Origin of the sequence: Streptomyces sp. CB01635 (assembly GCF_002803065.1) — a bacterium.
GTDB lineage: Bacteria > Actinomycetota > Actinomycetes > Streptomycetales > Streptomycetaceae > Streptomyces.
The window spans coordinates 55,122-75,583 of sequence record NZ_NNBL01000011.1 but is presented as its reverse complement, the minus strand read 5'-3'; the positions used below and the strand labels follow the sequence as shown (position 1 = coordinate 75,583).

Here is a 20,462-nt window from a genome sequence, read left to right as displayed (position 1 = left end):
CGGAAGGGACCTGACTCATGGGAGCCCAGCTCCGGGTCTACAAGCGTCGCATCAAATCCGTCACCGCGACCAAGAAGATCACCAAGGCGATGGAGATGATCGCTGCCTCGCGCGTCGTCAAGGCGCAGCGCAAGGTGACGGCCTCCACGCCGTACGCGACCGAGCTCACCCGCGCGGTCACGGCTGTCGGCACCGGTTCGAACACGAACCACCCGCTGACGACGGAGCCGGAGACGGCGACGCGCTCCGCGGTGCTGCTCCTCACGAGCGACCGCGGACTGGCCGGCGCCTTCAACTCGAACGCCATCAAGGCCGCGGAGAAGCTGACCGCGCGTCTCGAGGCCGAGGGCAAGGAGGTCGAGATCTACATCGTCGGCCGCCGTGGTGTCGCCCACTACAACTTCCGTGAGCGCAAGATCGCGGAGCAGTGGACGGGCTTCACCGACGAGCCCTCGTACGCGGACGCCAAGAAGGTCGCGGGCCCGCTGATCGAGGCGATCGAGAAGGACTCGGCGGAGGGCGGCGTGGATGAACTCCACATCGTCTACACGGAGTTCATCTCGATGATGACGCAGTCGGCCATTGACGGCCGCCTGCTTCCGCTCAGCCTCGAAGAGGTGGCGGAGGAGTCGAAGTCCAAGGGCGAGATCCTTCCGCTGTACGACTTCGAACCGTCGGCGGAGGACGTCCTCGACGCCCTGCTGCCGCGCTACGTCGAGAGCCGTATCTACAACGCGCTGCTCCAGTCGGCTGCTTCCAAGCACGCCGCCACGCGCCGCGCGATGAAGTCGGCGACCGACAACGCGGGAGACTTGATCAACTCGCTCTCCCGACTTGCCAACGCGGCCCGCCAGGCCGAAATCACCCAGGAAATCAGCGAGATCGTCGGCGGCACTGCAGCCCTGTCCGACGCGACCGCGGGGAGTGACAAGTAATGACGACCACTGTTGAGACGGCCGTTGCCACGGGCCGCGTCGCCCGGGTCATCGGCCCGGTCGTCGACGTGGAGTTCCCCGTCGACGCGATGCCGGAGATCTACAACGCCCTGCACGTCGAGGTCGACGACCCGGCCACCGAGGGCGCGAAGAAGACGCTGACCCTCGAGGTCGCCCAGCACCTGGGTGACGGCGTGGTCCGTACGGTCTCGATGCAGCCCACCGACGGCCTGGTCCGCCAGGCCTCCGTGACGAACACCGGCGCCGGCATCTCGGTGCCCGTCGGTGACCTGACCAAGGGCCGGGTGTTCAACACCCTCGGTGACGTGCTGAACGACGACGCGTCCTCGGTCGCCGACGCCCCGCGCTGGACGATCCACCGCAAGGCCCCGGCGTTCGACCAGCTCGAGTCCAAGACCGAGATGTTCGAGACCGGCCTGAAGGTCGTCGACCTTCTCACCCCGTACGTCAAGGGTGGAAAGATCGGTCTGTTCGGTGGTGCCGGTGTCGGCAAGACCGTTCTGATCCAGGAAATGATCGTCCGTGTGGCCAAGCTGCACGACGGTGTCTCCGTCTTCGCCGGTGTCGGCGAGCGCACCCGTGAGGGCAACGACCTCATGGTCGAGATGGAGGAAGCCGGCGTTCTGGACAAGACCGCGCTGGTCTTCGGCCAGATGGACGAGCCGCCGGGCACGCGTCTTCGCGTCGCCCTGGCCGGTCTGACCATGGCGGAGTACTTCCGCGATGTGCAGAAGCAGGACGTGCTGTTCTTCATCGACAACATCTTCCGCTTCACGCAGGCCGGTTCCGAGGTCTCGACCCTGCTCGGCCGCATGCCCTCCGCGGTGGGTTACCAGCCGACCCTCGCCGACGAGATGGGTCTCCTCCAGGAGCGCATCACGTCGACCCGTGGTCACTCGATCACCTCGATGCAGGCGATCTACGTCCCCGCGGACGACCTGACCGACCCGGCCCCGGCCACCACGTTCGCCCACCTCGACGCGACGACGGTTCTCTCCCGTCCGATCTCCGAGAAGGGCATCTACCCGGCCGTGGACCCGCTGGACTCCACGTCCCGCATCCTGGACCCGCGCTACATCGCGCAGGACCACTACGACGCCGCGATGCGCGTCAAGACGATCCTGCAGAAGTACAAGGATCTCCAGGACATCATCGCGATCCTCGGTATCGACGAGCTGGGCGAGGAGGACAAGCTCGTTGTCCACCGTGCCCGTCGCGTCGAGCGCTTCCTGTCGCAGAACACCCACGCCGCCAAGCAGTTCACCGGCGTGGACGGTTCGGACGTGTCGCTCGAGGAGTCGATCACCGCGTTCAACGCGATCTGCGACGGCGAGTACGACCACTTCCCCGAGCAGGCGTTCTTCATGTGCGGTGGCATCGAGGACCTGAAGGCCAACGCCAAGGAGCTCGGCGTCTCCTGATTCTGGCTTCTTCGGAAGCACAGACTCGTGGGAGAGGGGCGGGGGATACCCGCAGGGTGTGTCCCGCCCCTCTCCGTACGCCGACTAGACTTTGACCCAACACCCGGCAGCAACGGCCGGGTGGTGACCCGAGGAGCCCACCTTGGCTGCTGAGCTGCATGTCGAGCTCGTCGCCGCGGACCGCAGTGTCTGGTCCGGCGAGGCCACCCTGGTCGTCGCGCGCACCGCGTCCGGCGACATCGGCGTCATGCCCGGTCACCAGCCGCTTCTCGGTGTGCTGGAGTCGGGCCCGGTGATGATCCGCACGAGCGACGGCGGGACGGTTGTCGCCGCTGTGCACGGCGGTTTCGTCTCGTTCGCCGACAACAAGCTGTCCCTGCTCGCCGAGATCGCCGAGCTGTCGGACGAGATCGATGTCCAGCGTGCGGAGCGGGCGCTCGAGCGTGCTCAGGCGGATGCGGACGCATCCGCCGAGCGTCGCGCGGACGTCCGACTGCGTGCGGTGGCGACGCGCTGAACCCTGGGGGTACCTCCCATGCCCTTTAGGCTATGGGGGAGCGCGGAGTGACATGACTCAGCCGCGGCCAGGACCGGAGAACCTCTCCGGACCGGGTCGCGGCTGAGGCGATCCTTGGTCAATTTTGCAGTTCCGTTATCGGATCCGCTGTCGGGCCCGTTATCAGATGAGGCGAGGAGGTCGGTACGAATGGTCCTCGTTCTCGTGCTGTGCGTGGTCGCGGTCGTCGTATTCGTATTGCTGGGGTTGTTCGTCTTCGGCCTGAGGCGCCGGCTGATCCAGCGCTCAGGGGGCACCTTCGACTGCTCCCTGCGGTGGGACGTGCCCGAGGGGGGCGACGCCTCCGGCAAGGGCTGGGGCTACGGCGTGGCCCGCTACAACGGCGACCGGATCGAGTGGTTCCGGGTCTTCTCCTACGCGGTCAGGCCGCGCCGCACCCTGGAGCGCTCGGCGATCGAGGTGACGGGGCGGCGCGCGCCGGAGGGCGAGGAGGAGCTGGCCCTGCTCTCGGACGCGATCGTCCTCGCGTGCTCGCACCGCGGCTCGCGTCTCGAGCTGGCGATGAGCGAGGACGCACTGACCGGCTTCCTGGCGTGGCTGGAGGCGGCGCCGCCCGGCCAGCGGGTGAATGTCGCGTAGCGGCGTTCATATGGCCTGAGCTTTCGCTTTGCATGGAGAAGCGGGGTGAACAGGGGGCGGCCCCGTTCACCCGGCTTCCGTCTTGTGCGGCCGGTGTTACCTCAGGCCGCTGTCGATCGCGGTCACCAGCTCGCCGCCCGCGGTGTCACCGCTGAACTCCCAGAAGAAGGCGCCGCCCAGGTTCTGGCTCTTGGCCCAGGCCATCTTGGAGTTGATGGTGGCGGGGGTGTCGTAGGACCACCAGTCGGAGCCGCAGTACGCGTACGCCGTACCGGCCACCGTTCCGTTCGCGGGGCACTTCGTCTTGAGGACCTTGTAGTCCTCGATGCCCTGTTCGTACGTGCCGGCGGCGGGGCCCGTCGCAGTGCCGCCCGGTTCCTTCTGTGTGACGCCGGTCCAGCCGCGGCCGTAGAAGCCGATGCCGAGCAGGAGCTTGCTCGACGGGACGCCCTGGGCCTTCAACTTGGCAATGGCGTCAGCGGAGTTGAAGCCCTGCTGCGGGATGCCGGGGTACGAGGTGAGCGGGGAGTGCGGGGCCGTCGGGCCCTGGGCGTTGAACGCGCCGAAGAAGTCGTAGGTCATGACGTTGTACCAGTCGAAGGACTGGGACGCGCCCGCGTAGTCGTTCTTCTCGATCTTGCCGCCGGTGGAGGCGTCGGCCGTGATGGCGGCGGTGACCAGGTTGCCGGCGCCGAACTTGGTGCGCAGCGCGGACGCCAGCTTCTTCAGGGCGTCCTGGCCCGAGGTGTCGCAGGACAGGCCGCAGGCGTTGGGGTACTCCCAGTCGATGTCGATGCCGTCGAAGACGTCGGCCCAGCGCGGGTCCTCGACCAGCTTGTAGCAGGAGTCGGCGAAAGCTGCCGGGTTCTGCGCCGCCTGCGGGAAGCCGCCGGACCAGGTCCAGCCGCCGAACGACCAGAGGATCTTCAGGTTCGGGTGCTTGGCCTTGAGCTGGCGCAGCTGGTTGATGGCGCCGCGCAGTGGCTGGTCCCAGGTGTCGGCGACGCCGGAGACGGAGTTGGCCGCGGTGTACGCCATGTCCGTGTCCGCGTAGGAGTCACCCATGGTGCACTGGCCGTTCTGCACGTTGCCGAAGGCGTAGTTGATGTGGGTGACCTTCGCGGCGGAGCCGGAGGTCTCCAGGTTCTTGGGGTAGTAGGCGCGCCCGTAGACGCCCCAGTCGGTGAAGTACCCCAGCTTGACCTTGCCGCCGGGGCCCGGGTCGGTGCCGCCGCCGGTCGTGTGCACCCTGACCGAGCCGGAGGCGGGTCCGCTCTGGTCGGCGGTGTCGCGGGCCTGGACGGTGTACGAGTAGTCGGTGCCCGCGGTGAGCCCGCTGTCGGAGTACGAAGTCCCGGTCACCGTCGCGACCTTGGTGCCGTCGCGCAGGACGTCGTAGTTCTTGATGCCCTTGTCGTCGGTGGCCGCGGTCCAGTCGAGCTTGACCGAGGTGTTCGTGACGGAGGAGGCGGTCGGGGTGCCGGGCGCGGAGGGGGCCGCGTCGCCGGGGACGTCACCGCCGTCGCAGGAGGCGCCGTTGAGCTTGCAGCCGGAGGGGGCGCCGGGGCCCGAGCCGTTGAACCCGAAGGAGACCGAGGCGCCGGGGGCGAGCGACCCGTTCCAGGTGAGGTTCTTGGCGGTCCAGTGGTCGGCGGAGTTGGTGACGGTGGCGTCCCAGGCGGAGGTCACCTTGGTGCCGGCGGGGAAGTCCCACTCGACGGTCCATGAACTGAGGGCCGTGGTGCCGGTGTTCTTGACGGTCCACTTGCCTTCGAAGCCGGTGCCCCAGTCCTGGGTCTTGACGTAGGTCGCGGTGGCGGTGCTCGCGGCGGCGGCCGCGTGGGAGGGAGTGGCGAGGCCGACGAGGGCGGCGGCCGGGAGCAGCAGGGTGGTGAGTCCTGCCACGGCTCTCTGTCTGAGTCTCAAGCGCAAGGGGTGCTCCTCGGGTGGTATCCGGGGGACATGACGGGGGTGGAACCCTGCGCCGCCCGTGAGCATTGCCGTGCTGGTCATGTGCATGGCTGCGCTCACCGCAGTGCCGTGAGAATAGAAAGGTCTGGACCAACGGTCAAGGTCTAAACCAATTACAGGGATCGGCCCTTCACAGCCCCAACTCCTGTGCCAGGACGGCCGCTTGTACCCTGCTGCGCAGCTCCAGCTTCCCGAGCAGCCTGCTGACGTGCGTCTTCACCGTCGCTTCCGCCATCTCCAGACGTACCGCGATCTCCGCGTTCGACAAGCCGTCACCGAGGCAGGAAAGCACCTCCCGCTCCCGGCGCGTGAGGGTGTCGAGCCCCGCGGGCGCGGGTCCCGGCTCCGGCCGTACGGGCTTCGCCGCGAACTCCGCGATGAGCTTGCGGGTCACCGCCGGAGCGATCAGACCCTCACCGCGCGCGACCGTGCGGACACCCTCGATCAGGTCCTTCGCCTCGGTGTTCTTCAGCAGGAACCCTCCGGCGCCCGCGCGCAGCGCCCCGAAGACGTACTCGTCGAGGTCGAACGTCGTCAGGACGAGCACGTCCGCGAGTCCCTCGGAGACCACCTGACGAGTCGCCGAGACACCGTCGAGGCGCGGCATCTGGATGTCCATGAGGACGAGATCCGGCCGAAGTGCGCGCGCCATCGCCACCGCCTGCTCGCCGTCCGCCGCCTCCCCGACGACCTCGATGCCGGGGGCGCTGCCCAGGATCAGGACCAGCCCCGCCCGCACGGCGGACTGGTCCTCGGCGACAAGTACCTGGATCACTCGGGTCACTGGGACACTCCTTCGTCAGCCGGGTCGACGGGCAGCTCGGCCCTGACCTGCCAGATCTTTCTGCCGGGTCCGCTCTCGGGACCGGCCTCGAACGTGCCGCGCAGCAGCGCGGTGCGCTCGCGCATCCCGATGAGCCCGGCGCCCGAACCGGGAGCGCGCGGGCCGTCCACCTCCCCGTACGGGCTGGTCACCCGCACCGTCAGCGCCCCGCCGGTGCGGTGCACGGCCACGGTGACCGGGCCGTGCGACGCGTGCTTGAGCGCGTTCGTGAGGGATTCCTGCACGATGCGGTACGCGGCGAGCTCGATGGGCGCGGGCAGGCCGCCGACGCCGTCGCCGACGGCGAGCGTGACGTCGAGGCCGTTGGTGCGGGACTGCTCGATGAGGGCTCCGAGGCCGTCCAGCGTGGGCGCGGCGACGGGCTCGCCCTGGGAGTCACCGCTGTCGTCCCGCAGGATGCCGATGAGGCGGCGCATCTCGGCGAGGCCCTCCACGCTGTTCTCGCGGATGACGGTGAGCGCCTGCTGTGTGGTCCTCGGCTCGTCGAGCGAGAGCGCGGCCGTGGAGTGGATGGCGATCGCGGACAGATGGTTGGCGACCATGTCGTGCAGCTCGCGGGCCATCCGGGCCCGCTCGGCGACGACCGCCTGGGTGCGGTCCATCTCGGCGAGCAGCGCGGTCTGTTCGGCGCGCAGCCGCGCGGACTCGGCGGCCTCCCGGTGGTTGCGTACGAGGACACCGGTGGCCGCGGGCGCGAACGACACGAGGCCGCTGACGACCCCGATCAGGAGCGCCTCCGGCTTGCGGAACCAGGCGAGGAACCCCAGGGTCACCGCGATGGTGATCAGCGCCGTCGTCACCGGGATCCGGCGAGCGGCAGCCGGGGTGCCGTACAGGACGGCCGCGTAGACGAGGTCCGTGAACATCAGCGTCGTCGCGAGGCTGCCCGGCGTGAACTGGTCCGCGATCAGGACGAACGTGCCGAGGACCAGGGCGGTCTGGGGCGCGGTCCTGCGCAGCAGTTCCAGGCCCGCCATCGCGCAGAGCGGCACAAGGAGCCAGCCACCGCCGAGGACCCGCCAGCCCTGACTGTTGGTCAGGCCGAGCGCCCACAGCAGGAGACCGCCGAGCAGGCCGATCGCCGCGATACGGACGTCGTCGCGGTGCGGGCGGGGCAGGGGCATGCCCCCCATTCAATACGGCCGGACGGGGCGGCGCCTGCACCTGGCGGGCGGGCCCGGGCGGCCGACGTACATCGAAGGATGCAGTCCCGTTTCGTCACCGGTGACGACGATCGCCTGGTGCGGCGGCCCGAGGCTGGAAGGAGTCCACGAACCCCTCCCGAGGAGCCCGCCGTGATCGTCACGCTGATCGTCGCCTGCGAGATCGGCTTCTGGGTGCTTCTCGCCGCGGGACTCGCCCTGCGCTACGTGGCGAAGATGCCACGCACGAGCGTCGGCGTCCTGCTGTGCGAGCCGCTCCTGGAGGTCGTCCTGTTCGTCGTCACCGCGATGGACCTCAAGAACGGGGCCGAACCGGACTGGAAACACGGCCTCGCCGCCGTCTACATCGGCTTCTCCGTGGGGCTCGGCCACTCCACCGTCAAGTGGGTGGACGCCCGGGTCGCCCACCGGTTCGCCGGGGGACCGCCCCCGGTGAAGCCGCCGAGGTACGGGGTCGCGCGCGCCGCCCACGAGTGGCGGACGGCCGCGCGCTGGATCCTCGCCTGCGCCGTCGCGCTCGCCTTGCTCCAGGGCGCGATCTGGTACGTGGGCGCCGACGGGAACATCGGTTCGCTGCAGATGTGGCAGCAGAAGATGCTCTTCGTGATCGGCATCAATCTCGTGGTCGCGCTGAGCTACACGCTGTTCCCGAAGAAGGCACCCGCCGTGGAGCGTTAGGGCCTCAGCGCTCGCCGCCCGGGACCCACAGCACGTCCCCGACCGCCTTGTTCGCCGTGCGCGCCAGGATGAACAGGAGGTCGGAGAGGCGGTTCAGATACGTCGCCGTCAGCGGGTTCATCGACTCGCCGTGCACGTCGAGCGCCGCCCACGTGGAGCGCTCGGCCCTGCGGACCACGGTGCACGCCTGGTGCAGCAGCGCCGCACCCGGCGTGCCCCCGGGCAGGATGAAGGACCGGAGCTTCTCCAGCTGCTCGTTGAAGCGGTCGCAGTCCGCCTCCAGCTTGTCGACGTAGAACTGCTCGACGCGCAACGGCGGGTACTTCGGGTCCTCGACCACCGGCGTCGACAGGTCGGCGCCCACGTCGAACAGGTCGTTCTGGACCCGTACGAGGACCTTCACGACCTCCTCGTCGAGCCCGCCGAGCGCGACCGCCGTGCCGATGACGGCATTGGCCTCGTTGGCGTCGGCGTAGGCGGAGATCCGCAGATCGGTCTTGGCGGTCCGGCTCATGTCACCGAGGGCGGTCGTGCCCTGGTCGCCGGTCCTGGTGTAGATACGCGTCAGATTGACCATGGGGTCAGCGTAGTTACGCGGCAGCCCTGCGGAAGCCACGTGTGCCGACCGTCACGGCGAGCGCCGCCAGGGCGAGGGCGACCAGGACCCCGTACAGCATGTGCGCCGTCGCGTAGTGGCCGACGTACGCGTCGCGCATCGCGTCGACCGGATAGCGGATCGGCATGAAGTGCGACAGGACGTCGAGCCAGCCGGGCGCGAGCGCCATCGGCAGCATCAGCCCGGACAGGAGCATCGACGGCATCGACACGGCGTTGACGATCGGGCCGAACTCCTGCGGCCGGTCGACCTTCATGGCCACCGTGTACGACATGGAGCCGAGGGCCACGGTCAGGAGCGCGACGAACGCGAACCCGATGAGCACGCCGGCCAGCGGCGCCCGCAGCCCCATCACCAGTGCGGCGAGGACGAGGAGGACCGCCTGGAGGACGAAGAGCGCGGCGTCGCGCAGCACCCTTCCGAGCAGCAGCGCGAGACGGCTGACCGGAGTGACGCGCATGCGCTCCACCACGCCGTGGTTCTTCTCGATGATGACCGCGAAACCGGAGAACAGGCCGCCGAACAGGGCGAGTTGGAGCAGTAGCCCGGGTACGAGCACCTGCCAGGAGCTGCCGGCCGAGCCCAGTGGCACATCGGTGAGCAGCGGCCCGAAGAACAGCAGGTACAGCAGCGGCATCAGGACGCCGAAGAGCATCTGGAACTTGGAGTTGAGGGTCTGGCGGGCATAGCGCCCGAAGATCAGCGCGGTGTCGGAGAGCAGGGGCTTCATGCCGGTCACACCGTCACGGGGGTCGTCGGTGCGGTCGCCGGGCCGCGCCCGGTGATCGCGAGGAAGGTGTCCTGGAGCGTCGCGTCGAGCGAGCCGCCGTACGCCAGTTTGAGTGCGCCCGGCGTGCCCTCCGCGGCCACAACTCCCTTGTCCACGACGGCGATCCGGTCCGCGAGCGCGTCGGCCTCGTCGAGGTAGTGGGTGGTGAGGAAGACGGTCGTGCCGTGCTCGTCGCGCAGTCTCCGTACGACGTCCCACAGGTCGGCGCGGCCGGCCGGGTCGAGTCCGGTCGTCGGCTCGTCGAGGAAGAGCACCTTCGGGCGGTGCACGATTCCCATCGCGATGTCGAGGCGGCGCCGCTGTCCGCCGGAGAGCGCGGCGGTCCTGCGGTCGAGGAGCTCCGTGAGGCCGAGGTCCTCGGCCAGCTCGCCGGCGCGCGCCACCGCCCGCGCCTTGGGCAGCCGGTACAGCCGCCCCTGGGTGACCAGTTCCTCCCGTACGGAGATGTTCGGGTCGACGCCGCCGGACTGGGCGACGTAACCGACCGCGCGGCGCACGCCCGCCGGATCGGTCGCCAGGTCGCAGCCCGCGACGGTGGCGGTGCCCCCGGTGGGCGGCAGGAGCGTCGTGAGCATGCGCAGGGTCGTCGTCTTGCCCGCGCCGTTCGGGCCGAGGAGGCCGAGGATCTCGCCGGGCCGCACGGTCAGGTCGATGCCGCGCACCGCCTCGACGGGGCCGCGTGGGGTGGTGAAGGTCCGGGCCAGGCCGGATGTGCTGATGACTGCCATGCATCCAGAAAAACAGAGTCACTGAAATTTTGCAATGTCCCCAAAATTCAAGTGAGCGCAACGAAAGCTAGACTGGCCGCATGGCAGAGGGACTGCGTGAGCGCAAGAAACGGCTGGCCAGGCAGCACATCTCCGATGTGGCCACGGGCCTCTTCCTGGAGCGCGGCTTCGACGAGGTGACGATCGCCGAGGTCGCCGCAGCGGCCGACGTCTCCGTCAACACCGTCTACAACTACTTCCAGGTCAAGGAAGACCTGTTCCTCGACCGCGCCAAGGGCAGCGTGGCCCGGCTCTCCCGCTTCGTGCGCGCCCGCGACCGGGGCGAGTCCGCGGCCGAGGCCGTCCTGCGCGAGCTGCGCCGCGAAGTCGTCGCCGTGTCGCCCGAGGTCGGCCTGATCGAGGGCTACGACCGCTTCATGAAGGTCATCGAGGGGGCGGCCGGCCTGCGGGCCCGGCTCTGGTACATGCAGCAGGAGTCGCTCACGCTGCTGGAGGCGACCCTGCGCGAGGAGACCGGGGCGGACGACGGCGACCCGCTGCCCGCCCTCATGGCCGGACAGATCAACTGGATCCACACGACGCTGCTCTCCCGCATCGCCGCCGAGATGATCAAGGCAAGACCGGCAGGGGAGGTGTCCCGCGAAGCGCTCGGCCTGCTCGACGAGATGGAGGGTCTCCTGGGTGAGCCGGTGCTCAACTACGCCGCACGCGACGCCTGATGGCCCGTCCGGTGTGATGTCCGTCATTCGAGACGTGACGCGCATTACTTCGCGGCCCCACGACCCCTCACGAACGCTAATGTCCGCCGGAGAGATACGTGAACAGCGGTTAGCGGTCAGTTGCAAGTGGTACGCGGTCAGCGGGTAAGGGGAGTCGCACAGTGGCAGGGAAGCTCGCCGTCATCGGAGCCGGACTCATGGGGTCCGGAATCGCCCAGGTCTCGGCGCAGGCGGGCTGGGACGTCGTCCTGCGCGACGTCACGGACGCCGCCCTGGCCCGTGGCACCGACGGCATCAAGGCCTCGTACGACAAGTTCGTGAGCAAGGGCAAGCTGTCCGCGCAGGACGCCGAGGCCGCGCTCGCCCGCATCACCACGACCACCGATCTGGACGCGGTCGCCGACGCCGACATCGTCGTCGAGGCCGTCTTCGAGAAGCTCGAGGTCAAGCACGAGATCTTCCGGGCGCTCGACAAGATCGTCCGCGAGGACGCCGTGCTCGCCTCGAACACCTCCGCCATCCCGATCACCAAGATCGCGGCGGTCACGGAGCACCCGGAGCGCGTCGTCGGCGCCCACTTCTTCTCGCCGGTCCCGATGATGCAGCTGTGCGAGCTGGTCCGCGGCTACAAGACGAGCGACGAAACGCTCGCCACCACGCGGGAGTTCGCCGAGTCGGTCGGCAAGACCTGCATCGTCGTCAACCGCGACGTCGCCGGCTTCGTGACCACGCGGCTCATCTCGGCCCTCGTCGTCGAGGCCGCCAAGCTGTACGAGTCGGGCGTCGCCACCGCCGAGGACATCGACATCGCCTGCAAGCTCGGCTTCGGCCACGCGATGGGGCCGCTCGCCACCGCCGACCTCACGGGCGTCGACATCCTGCTGCACGCCACCAGCAACATCTACACCGAGTCCCAGGACGAGAAGTTCGCCCCGCCCGAGCTGATGCGCCGGATGGTTGACGCCGGTGACATCGGGCGCAAGAGCGGGCAGGGGTTCTATAAGCACTGATCTCTCGTCACCCCTTGGGTAACCCCACGGGGTGAATTCGGTATCGGTTCGCTTACAGACGGCAACTTCTGCGCCCCCGTGCCAGTCAGTTGCAGTGACATACCCAGATCGCCGTACGACACAGAGACCACTGGAATCACGGCACACAAGCACTCTCGGGGAGCGCATATGTACATCAGGGGCGACCACGCCGGGCTGGTCGTCGGGGGCCGCCTCGACGTCCGCAGCGCGGCGGACGCCCGTACGGTCCTGCACACGGCCCTCGACGACGGCGTCGGCGACCTGCTGCTCGATCTGTCAGAGCTGGACTCGTGGGACGCGACGGGTCTCGGCGTCATCATGGGCGCCCACCGGCGGGCAGGACGCTGTGGCCGCAGGCTGGTGTTGCGGGGCGTGCCGCCCCAGATGCAGCGCCTCCTGGTGGCGACGCGGCTGCACCGGATCCTCGCCATCGAGGGCGGCATCGGGGTCGAATCGCTGCCCAGGGTGTGAATCGGGCGTTCCGGTATGCAGCACCCACAATCCTCACGAGACTGTGACGTCTCGGACGGCGCGGTACCCCGGCTGTTCGGAGATACTGACCCAGGTCTAGGGTTCGGTCGCCCGCGGATTGACGGACCCTCTCGCGGGCACCGGACCAGAAGCGACAGCGCAGTGTGCACAGGCCGGGAGGGGCACCGGCACACCACGCTTTTGGGGGGCTTTGACCATGGACCCGATGAACCGGGGACCGAAAGACTTCGGGCACGATCCGTACGGCGGGGATCCCTACGACCGCGCGGACCGTGGCCACCACGACGACGAGAGCGACACCCAGGCGAGCCGCCCGCGCCCGCCCAGGGATCCCCTCACTCCTGACTTCGGCCAGCCCGCACAAGGGCTCGCCCGCACCGTGCAGCTCGTGTCCGGCGACTTCCTGCTCACCGTCAATCCCGTCGACGGCAGCGAGATCGAGCCGTGCCCGCCGGGGGAGCGGCCGGGACGGCCCGTCAAGTACGCACCGGCGGAGCGCGCCGACATGGCCCGCGCCGCACGTCCGCCGCTGCCGGCCGGACCCCCGCTGCCCCGACTGCCGCTCCTCGAGCGGCAGGAGGAGCGTGAGCGCCTCGTCCGGCTCCTCGCGCGCGGGCGCTCCGTGCGGCTCACCGGACCCTCGGGCTCCGGGCGCACCGTGCTGCTCGACACCGTCGCCGAGGACTGCGCGGACGTCGCGCCCGACGGCGTCGTCCGGCTCTCCGGACACCGCCGCTCGTCGAACGACCTGCTGTACGACCTCTTCGCGGTCGTGTACAACGCGCCGCTGCACCGGCCCGACCGGGCCCTGCTCCTCGAACTCGTCCACGACATCGGCGCCGTCGTCGTCCTCGACGACCTCGAGTTCGGCGGCGCCGCGCTCGACGAGCTCCTCGAAGCGACGCCCGAGTGCGCCTTCCTGGTCGCGGCCACACCCGAGGTCGCGGCGCCGTCCGCCGACTCGCACCTCGAAGAGGTCTTCCTCGGCGGCCTCGGCCGCGGCGGCGGGCTCGAACTCCTGGAGCGGTCCGTCGGCCGCGTCCTCACGGAGGAGGAGGCGAACTGGGCCGGCGACCTCTGGTTCGAGTCGGAGGGGCTCCCGCTGCGCTTCGTGCAGGCCGGCGCGCTCCTGCGCCAGCGCGACCAGCTGCGCGCCGACCCGAACGTCTTCGACGAGTTCGGCTACTTCGGAGGCCCCGGCGCCCCGCCCGTAGACGCGCCCTTCGATGCCGAGGGCGGCCACGACGTGCCGCTGCCCTCGCTCGCCGACGGCGCCGCGCCCGCGGCCCTGCTCGCGTCCCGGCTCAGCGAATCGGCCCGCGCCACCCTGCGGTTCGCGGTCGCGCTCGGCGGCGAGATACCGCACCAGGCCCACCTGCCCGCCCTCGTGGGCGACACCCACGCCGACGCGGCCCTCGCCGAACTCGTCGGCTGCGCCCTCGTCACACCGGTCGGCGGCCGGTACCGCCTGGCCTCCGGCGTGTACGACCAGCTGGCGACCGCGGGATACGCCGACGACACCGGCGGCCACGCGCACACCGCCGCGCAGCACTACGCGTGGTGGGCCGGGCATCCCTCGGTCGGGCCCGAGCGGGTCGCGGCCGAGGCCGACGCCCTGCTCGCCGCACTGACCGTACTGGTCCCCGGCACGACGCCGGCCGGGCCGGACGAGGAGGGCAGCGTCGCGGTGCTTCTCGCCCGTACGGCCGCGCCCGCGTTCGCCGCCGGGCTCAGCTGGACGGTGTGGGAGCGGTGCCTTCGGTCCGGACAGGAGGCCGCGCGGCTCTCCGGCGACGTGGCGGAAGAGGCCTATTTCCACCACGAGTTGGGCATCCTCGCGCTGCTCGGCGGGCAGCTCGACCGGGCCCGCGCCGAGCTGGAGGCCTCCATCGCCCTGCGCGGCGCGCTGGCCGACAAGCGGGGCACCATCGCGGGCCGCCGCGCCCTCGCTCTGGTCGCGGACCGCTCCGGCGGCGCGCTCCCCGGCGGGCGTACGGCGGCGGGCGAAGAGGTCCCCGCCGCGCGCTACGAGGAGTCGGCGTCGCCCCCCGGCGGGGTGCTGGCCGCGTTCGCGCTGCCCGCGCCGCCCCCGGAACCCGACACGCTGGTCTCCCGGCAGGCCGGGACCGGCCCCGGCGGCAAGCCCGGCGGTGCCCGTCTTGCCGTCATCACCGGCACGCGGCGCAACCTCGTGGCCGCGGGCGCCGGAGCGCTCCTCGCGGCCGTCCTCGGCACCGTCGTGACGCTCGGCGCCACGTCGAACAACGAGACCCCGTCCGACAGCGTCAACGTGAACCCGTCGGCCTCGCAGGGCGAGGACGGCGGCGGCATCGGCGCCGACCAGGCGGACCAGGGCGGCGACGACGCGGGCTCCACGCAGCGGCCCGCCGACCCGGGCAAGGACGGCATCCCGAACACGTCGGACGACCCGACGCCCAGCACCGGGCCGTCGACCGGCGAGAGCGGCAAGCCGTCGGACAAGCCGAGCGACAAGCCCTCCGACAAGCCGACGGACAAGCCGACCACGTCGAAGCCGCCGTCCTCCAAGCCGCCCACGTCGAAGCCCCCGACGTCGAAGCCTCCGACGTCCAAGCCCCCGACGAGCTCCCCGCCGCCGTCGTCCGGGACGCCGTCCACCTCGCCGTCGCCCCCTGACACGTCGGACTCGGCGAGCGGTCCGGCGCCGAGCGGCAGCTCCGCGATGAGCAGCCCGGCGGACAGCGCGCCGGGTACGCCCGGCGGGCCGGACGCCTCGTCGACGATCTGACGGCCGTACGTAGGCACCACACGACTGAGGGCCGGGTTCCTGTGAACCCGGCCCTCGGTCGTGCCCGACAGGTCAGAACAGGCGGAGCTTGTCGTCCTCGATGCCGCGCAGCGCGTCGTAGTCCAGGACCGTGCAGCCGATACCGCGGTCCGTGGCCAGGACGCGGGCCTGCGGCTTGATCTCCTGGGCGGCGAAGACGCCGCGTACCGGGGCGAGGTGCGGGTCGCGGTTCAACAGCTCGAGATAGCGCGTGAGTTGCTCCACCCCGTCGATCTCGCCGCGCCGCTTGATCTCGATGGCCACGGTCGCGCCGTCACCGTCCCGGCACAGGATGTCGACGGGCCCGATCGCCGTCGGGTACTCGCGGCGGATGAGCGTGTAGCCCTCGCCGAGCGTGTCGATCCTGTCGGCGAGGAGCTCCTGGAGGTGCGCTTCCACGCCGTCCTTGATGAGACCCGGGTCCACACCCAGTTCGTGCGAGGAGTCGTGGAGGACTTCCTCCATCGTGATGATGAGTTTCTCGCCCGCTTTGTTGATGACGGTCCAGATGCCGCTGTCGTCGCCCGTGCCCTCCTTCAGGGTGCAGGGCGGGGACATCCAGTTGAGAGGTTTGTAGGCCCTGTCGTCCGCGTGGATCGAGACGCTGCCGTCCGCCTTCACGAGGATCAGGCGGGGAGCCGACGGGAGATGGGCTGTGAGCCTGCCCGCGTAGTCCACGGAGCAACGGGCGATGACGAGACGCATGGTCGGCAACGCTACTCGACGACCGGTGGTCCACGCGATTCGCCCTGGAACTACCGGGTTCGTTATTGGCCGGTTGTGAACCGACTGTGCCTGCGATCCCCTGTTGCGGGCCCCGGACGTTGCTTAACGTATAAGCGGGAGGTCGCGACGCCTGTACGCAGCGTGTTCGTGGTCGTACGTCGTCGCGCGCTCCTTACCTGCCCGTCAGCCCCCGCTCCCCGCGGGGGTGCGAGAGGAGAACCCATGTCGCTCGACGTCTCACCGGCACTGTTGGAACAGGCCGAGCGAGGCGAGGTCGACGAAGCTGACTTCGTCGACTGCGTCCGGACCTCCCTGCCTTACGCATGGGAGATGATCAGCTCCCTGGTGGCCCAGCTGAAGGTCGACGGCGGAGATTTCGCCGACAACCAGACGCCTCCGCCGGACGAGCAGGCACGTGGGCAGCTGCTGCGTGCGCTCGCGAGTGACGCGATTCGTGGCGCGCTGCAGCGGCACTTCGGTGTACGGCTGGCCTTCCAGAACTGTCACCGTGTGGCGGTGTTCCCACAGGACCCGTCGGTGGACGGCACGCTGGCCCGCTTCACCTCGGCCCGCAACCAGCTGTTGAACCAGTCCCCGGAACTCAGGGACTGCTGACGGCCGGTTGACGGCGGAATCGGATGGTCTGCCGCTCCGTACGCGGGAGGTGCACAAGTACGGAGCGGTGGACTACGGGCCGCACGGCCGTTACGCGACTCAGCGGAGCCGGGGGAGTACCTCGGCGCCCAGCCTGCGCACGTTCTCCTCGGTGGCCGCGAGATCTCCGGAGCCCTCGACGAGCAGCGCGAAGCGCGTGATGCCCGTGCGCTCCGAGGTCGCCGCGAGCCGGTCGGCGCACTGCCCGGGAGTCCCCACCGGGTGCAGCCCGCACAGCAGTTCCGTGTACGCGACCGGGTCCCGCATGGACCGCGTGCGGCCGTCCACCGTCACATGGGCGTCGAGCCCCTGCTTCAGCCAGCCGGGCATCGCCTTGAGGAGCGTCTCCCGAGCCTGCGCCGTCCGGTCGCCGATCTGGGCCACTCCGGCCGAGACGTGCGCCGCGGCGTGGATCTCCTCCGGGCTGCGGCCAAAGGCCCGCGCGTGCGAGCGCCACAGGGAGACCATCTCGGCCTTCTCCTCGTCCCCGGAGTGCATGCCGAGCAGCATCGGAAGGCCGCGCTCGGCCGCGAGCCGCACGCTGTTCGGCGAGGTGCAGGCGACCACCACCTCGGGGCCGTCGGGAGAGTCGAGCGCCTCGTCGGGGCGCGGGACCACGGCGACCTCGCGGAACGCGAACCGTTCCCCCTCGGCCTCGACGCGGGGCTCGCGCAGCCAGCGCAGCAACAGGTCCAGGGACTCCGGGAACCCTTCCTCGTACGCCTCGATGCCCGAGCCGAAGACCTCCAGGTCCACCCAGGGGCCGCCGCGGCCGACGCCGAGCGAGAAGCGGCCGCCGGACGTCAGGTGCAGCAGGGCCGCCTGCTCTCCGAGGGCGACCGGGTGGGCGGTCGGCAGCACGCTGACCGCAGTGCCGACGCGGATGCGCCGGGTGCGGCCGAGAAGTAACGCCGCGAGCGTCACCGCGGACGGACAGGTGCCGTACGGCACGAAGTGGTGCTCCGCCAGCCAGACCGAGTCGAGCCCGGCCTCCTCGGCCGTCTCGGCGGACCGCACCGCCCGGTGCAGCGCCTCCCCCTGCCCCTGGCCGGGGAACTGGGCCGCCAGTACAAAAGTTCCTACGCGCATCGCACTCCTGCCTTTCTTGGCGCCGACGCGGCACTCCCCCACGGGCATTAACGGCTGACAAGTGCCAAGGGCACGGCTTGCCAGGGAGATTGGCAGATTTTCCGGAGAACTCATGAGGGTGACGTTGTGCGGGTACCCGAGAGGCGTCCGCGTACGCTGGACGTGTCCCCAGTCCCTGTGCAGGCACCTGTACAAGTCCTAGAGGAGAGCCGGTGTCCCCGCGCCGCAACCAGTCGTCGCCCCGTCGCGGCGGCCGACCGTCCAGCCAGGCACCGGACGAGGAGCAGGGCGGCCGCTACGGCGGATTCGAGCGTACGGAGAGCTGGCAGGGCGAGGAGTGGAGCGTACGCCAGGTAGCGGGCGCGAGCGCCGCCGGCAAGACGTACCGGTGCCCCGGCTGCGACCAGGAGATCCCCTCCGGGGTCGCGCACGTGGTGGCCTGGCCCGCGTACTCGGGCGTGGACGAGCGCCGGCACTGGCACAAGGCCTGCTGGAACGCGAAGGACCGCCGCACCACACGGGTGCAGCGGTCCAGGAACGCGCCTCGTTACTAGGCACTGACGGCGCCCTACACGTCGCGCCGCTCCAGCAGTACGAACGCGCCGGCCACGGCCGCGGCCGTGACGCCGACGAGCAGCCACACCTGGGACCCGCCCGAGCTCCCGCCGTCCGCACCGAAAATCTTGGCGAGGGCGTTGATGGCGTTGTACTCCTGCATCTTCTCGCCGAGCGTCCGCGTGCTGCGCGAGATCATCAGGAAGACCGGCAGGATCGACGGCAGCAGCACGATGCCGAGCATCGCGGTGATCGCGCCCGCCGAGTGCCGCAGCATGGAGCCCACGGCAAGGCCGAGGACGCCGAGCAGGGACACGTAGAGCCCGCCCTTGAGGACCGTGCCGCCCCAGCTCAGGTCGCCCGCGTCGGGGCCGCTGTGCATCGACGACGTGAGCAGGCCCACCAGGAGGATGGAGCCCGCGGAGATGATGAACGAGACCGCGAAGAACACCAGGATCTTGGCGGCGAAGACGCGGTAGCGCTGCGGCGACGCGGTGAACGTCGTGCGGATCATGCCGGTGCCGTACTCCGACGACGTCACGAGGACGCCCAGCGTGATCAGGCAGATCTGGCCGAGGAGCAGGCCGATGAAGGCCGGGAACGTGAACGGCACGTCCTGGTAGTTGAGGTCCTCGGTCTGGGCGGAGACGAACAGGCCGCCGCCGAGGACCAGGAACAGGAAGATGCCGAGCGTCCAGATCGTGGAGCGCACGGACTTGATCTTCGTCCACTCCGAGGCGAGGGCGTGCCCCAGGTGCGTGCGCGTGACCGGGATGGGCGAGGTGTACGAAGTGCCGGGCGCGCCCTGCCAGTTGGGCGCGCTCTGCTGGGCGTAGGCCTGCGGAGCCGGCTGCGGGGGCGGCGTCGTCATCGGGGGTCCTCGGGCTTGTTCAGGTCGGCGGGGACAGGGGCTGCGGGGGCCGCGGGCGCGGCAGGCGGCTGCTGCGGCGGCGCGGCGTACGGGTTCGGCCCGCCGGGCGCGGCCTGCGGCGGGGCGAACGGCTGACCGCCCTGCTGGGGCGGCGGCGGCGCGTACCAGTCCGGCTGGCCCTGGCCGGGCGCGGGGAACTGCTGCTGCGGCATCGCGCCCGGCGGGAGCTGCTGCTGAAGACCGGCACGCTGGTCGACGGTCGAGCGGTAGTCGACGGCGCCCTGCGTCATCCGCATGTACGCCTCCTCCAGCGAGGCCTGGTGCGGCGAGAGCTCCCACAGGCGTACGTCGGCGCCGTGCGCCAGGTCGCTGATGCGGGGGAGCGGCAGGCCCATGACGCGCAGCGCGCCGTCCTGCTCGGGCAGCACCTGGCCGCCCGCCTCGGTCAGCGCCGCCGTCAGCTTCTCGCGCTGCTGCGGCTCCGTCTCGGGCGTGCGCACCCGCGCGAAGTCGGCCGAGTTGTGCGAGATGAAGTCCCGCACGCTCATGTCGGCGAGGAGCTGGCCGCGGCCGATGACGATCAGGTGCTCGGCGGTCAGCGCCATCTCGCTCATCAGGTGCGAGGAGACGAAGACGGTGCGGCCCTCGGCGGCGAGCGACTTCATCAGGTTCCTGACCCAGAGGATGCCCTCCGGGTCGAGGCCGTTGACCGGCTCGTCGAAGAGGAGCACCTGCGGGTCGCCGAGCAGCGCGGCCGCGATGCCGAGGCGCTGGCCCATGCCGAGCGAGAAGCCCTTGGAGCGCTTCTTCGCCACGTCCTGGAGGCCGACGACGCCGAGCACCTCGTCCACGCGGCGGGCCGGGATGCCGGACAGCTGCGCGAGACAGAGCAGGTGATTACGGGCGTGCCGACCGCCGTGCACCGCCTTGGCGTCGAGCAGGGCGCCGACCTGGCGCGGGGCGTTGGGGAGCTTGCGGTACGGGTAGCCGCCGATCGTCACCTGGCCCGTCGTCGGCTGGTCGAGACCCAGGATCATGCGCATGGTCGTCGACTTGCCGGACCCGTTCGGACCCAGGAAGCCGGTCACGGTGCCCGGCCGGACCTGAAAGGAAAGGTTGTACACGGCTGTCTTGGCGCCGTAGCGCTTCGTCAGGCCGACTGCCTCGATCATTCTCCGCACCCATCGAAAGGTTCA

The 20,462-nt window shown here is 70.2% G+C and carries 21 protein-coding genes; 11 read left to right on the top strand and 10 right to left on the bottom strand.

The genetic code is table 11. From position 1 onward, the window contains the following. Positions 1-17 precede the first annotated feature (17 nt). The 4 genes from CG723_RS25720 to CG723_RS25705 all read left to right on the top strand — a co-directional run bounded on the left by CG723_RS25720 (position 18) and on the right by CG723_RS25705 (position 3,533). Entirely contained in the window at positions 18-935 is a 918-nt protein-coding gene (locus CG723_RS25720) for a F0F1 ATP synthase subunit gamma (RefSeq protein WP_100595852.1), read from the top strand. After that, entirely contained in the window at positions 935-2,377 is a 1,443-nt protein-coding gene (gene atpD / locus CG723_RS25715) for a F0F1 ATP synthase subunit beta (protein ID WP_100595851.1), read from the top strand. The genes CG723_RS25720 and atpD overlap by 1 nt, the downstream gene beginning before the upstream one ends. A gap of 142 nt (positions 2,378-2,519) precedes the next feature. Next, positions 2,520-2,894 (top strand): F0F1 ATP synthase subunit epsilon, encoded by a 375-nt coding sequence (locus CG723_RS25710; RefSeq protein ID WP_100595850.1) that lies wholly within the window; start codon positions 2,520-2,522, stop codon positions 2,892-2,894. Positions 2,895-3,083: 189 nt separating this feature from the next. Beyond that, positions 3,084-3,533, top strand: a complete 450-nt coding sequence (locus CG723_RS25705; protein ID WP_100595849.1) for a DUF2550 domain-containing protein — start codon at positions 3,084-3,086, stop codon at positions 3,531-3,533. A 96-nt stretch (positions 3,534-3,629) separates the two neighbouring features. Here CG723_RS25705 and CG723_RS25700 read toward each other — a convergent pair whose 3' ends face one another. The 3 genes from CG723_RS25700 to CG723_RS25690 all read right to left on the bottom strand — a co-directional run bounded on the left by CG723_RS25700 (position 3,630) and on the right by CG723_RS25690 (position 7,472). Further along, complete coding sequence (locus tag CG723_RS25700; RefSeq protein WP_199841897.1) at positions 3,630-5,546, bottom strand: glycoside hydrolase family 18 chitinase; 1,917 nt, start codon at positions 5,544-5,546, stop codon at positions 3,630-3,632. A gap of 88 nt (positions 5,547-5,634) precedes the next feature. After that, a complete protein-coding gene (locus tag CG723_RS25695) occupies positions 5,635-6,279 on the bottom strand; it encodes a response regulator (RefSeq protein WP_100595986.1) in 645 nt (214 codons plus the stop codon). Between the two features lie 5 nt (positions 6,280-6,284). Next, the gene (locus tag CG723_RS25690; protein WP_100595848.1) at positions 6,285-7,472 is read right to left on the bottom strand and encodes a sensor histidine kinase; all 1,188 of its coding nucleotides are present in this window, start codon (positions 7,470-7,472) and stop codon (positions 6,285-6,287) included. A gap of 171 nt (positions 7,473-7,643) precedes the next feature. Here CG723_RS25690 and CG723_RS25685 point away from each other — a divergent pair, with 171 nt between their 5' ends. Next, entirely contained in the window at positions 7,644-8,189 is a 546-nt protein-coding gene (locus CG723_RS25685) for a hypothetical protein (RefSeq protein WP_100595847.1), read from the top strand. Positions 8,190-8,193: 4 nt separating this feature from the next. On the opposite strand, the gene CG723_RS25680 is transcribed toward CG723_RS25685, so the two are convergent. The 3 genes from CG723_RS25680 to CG723_RS25670 are packed head-to-tail and all read right to left on the bottom strand — an operon-like array spanning position 8,194 to position 10,323. Next, positions 8,194-8,766, bottom strand: coding sequence for a cob(I)yrinic acid a,c-diamide adenosyltransferase (locus tag CG723_RS25680; protein ID WP_100595846.1), 573 nt, complete (start codon positions 8,764-8,766; stop codon positions 8,194-8,196). A 13-nt stretch (positions 8,767-8,779) separates the two neighbouring features. After that, positions 8,780-9,535 carry an ABC transporter permease gene (locus tag CG723_RS25675; protein ID WP_100595985.1) on the bottom strand — a complete coding sequence of 252 codons (756 nt, stop codon included), beginning with the start codon at positions 9,533-9,535 and terminating at the stop codon, positions 8,780-8,782. 5 nt (positions 9,536-9,540) lie between these two features. Next, on the bottom strand, positions 9,541-10,323 hold the full coding sequence (locus tag CG723_RS25670) for an ABC transporter ATP-binding protein (RefSeq protein WP_100595845.1): 783 nt from the start codon (positions 10,321-10,323) through the stop codon (positions 9,541-9,543). Positions 10,324-10,403: 80 nt separating this feature from the next. Between CG723_RS25670 and CG723_RS25665 the strand changes: the two genes are divergently transcribed. From CG723_RS25665 to CG723_RS25650, 4 genes are all read left to right on the top strand, one after another. Beyond that, positions 10,404-11,042 carry a TetR/AcrR family transcriptional regulator gene (locus tag CG723_RS25665; RefSeq protein WP_100595844.1) on the top strand — a complete coding sequence of 213 codons (639 nt, stop codon included), beginning with the start codon at positions 10,404-10,406 and terminating at the stop codon, positions 11,040-11,042. Between the two features lie 161 nt (positions 11,043-11,203). Next, positions 11,204-12,052, top strand: coding sequence for a 3-hydroxyacyl-CoA dehydrogenase family protein (locus tag CG723_RS25660; RefSeq protein ID WP_100595843.1), 849 nt, complete (start codon positions 11,204-11,206; stop codon positions 12,050-12,052). A gap of 168 nt (positions 12,053-12,220) precedes the next feature. Then, positions 12,221-12,544: an STAS domain-containing protein gene (locus tag CG723_RS25655; RefSeq protein WP_100595842.1), complete on the top strand. Its 324-nt coding sequence runs from the start codon at positions 12,221-12,223 to the stop codon at positions 12,542-12,544. A 217-nt stretch (positions 12,545-12,761) separates the two neighbouring features. Continuing rightward, positions 12,762-15,332, top strand: a complete 2,571-nt coding sequence (locus tag CG723_RS25650) for an ATP-binding protein (RefSeq protein ID WP_100595984.1) — start codon at positions 12,762-12,764, stop codon at positions 15,330-15,332. Between the two features lie 72 nt (positions 15,333-15,404). On the opposite strand, the gene nucS is transcribed toward CG723_RS25650, so the two are convergent. Continuing rightward, the gene (nucS, locus tag CG723_RS25645; protein ID WP_199841896.1) at positions 15,405-16,076 is read right to left on the bottom strand and encodes an endonuclease NucS; all 672 of its coding nucleotides are present in this window, start codon (positions 16,074-16,076) and stop codon (positions 15,405-15,407) included. Positions 16,077-16,319: 243 nt separating this feature from the next. Here nucS and CG723_RS25640 point away from each other — a divergent pair, with 243 nt between their 5' ends. Continuing rightward, positions 16,320-16,712: an SCO5389 family protein gene (locus tag CG723_RS25640; protein ID WP_100595840.1), complete on the top strand. Its 393-nt coding sequence runs from the start codon at positions 16,320-16,322 to the stop codon at positions 16,710-16,712. 99 nt (positions 16,713-16,811) lie between these two features. Here the strand turns inward: CG723_RS25640 and CG723_RS25635 are convergent, their stop codons facing one another. Then, entirely contained in the window at positions 16,812-17,840 is a 1,029-nt protein-coding gene (locus tag CG723_RS25635; protein WP_100595839.1) for an LLM class flavin-dependent oxidoreductase, read from the bottom strand. A 212-nt stretch (positions 17,841-18,052) separates the two neighbouring features. Between CG723_RS25635 and CG723_RS25630 the strand changes: the two genes are divergently transcribed. Then, positions 18,053-18,394, top strand: coding sequence for an ATP/GTP-binding protein (locus CG723_RS25630; protein WP_100595838.1), 342 nt, complete (start codon positions 18,053-18,055; stop codon positions 18,392-18,394). 14 nt (positions 18,395-18,408) lie between these two features. Here the strand turns inward: CG723_RS25630 and CG723_RS25625 are convergent, their stop codons facing one another. Together CG723_RS25625 and CG723_RS25620 are read right to left on the bottom strand one after the other, a co-directional pair. Then, the gene (locus CG723_RS25625) at positions 18,409-19,266 is read right to left on the bottom strand and encodes an ABC transporter permease (protein ID WP_100595837.1); all 858 of its coding nucleotides are present in this window, start codon (positions 19,264-19,266) and stop codon (positions 18,409-18,411) included. Then, positions 19,263-20,438 carry an ABC transporter ATP-binding protein gene (locus tag CG723_RS25620; protein WP_100595836.1) on the bottom strand — a complete coding sequence of 392 codons (1,176 nt, stop codon included), beginning with the start codon at positions 20,436-20,438 and terminating at the stop codon, positions 19,263-19,265. The genes CG723_RS25625 and CG723_RS25620 overlap by 4 nt, the downstream gene beginning before the upstream one ends. Positions 20,439-20,462: the final 24 nt, after the last annotated feature.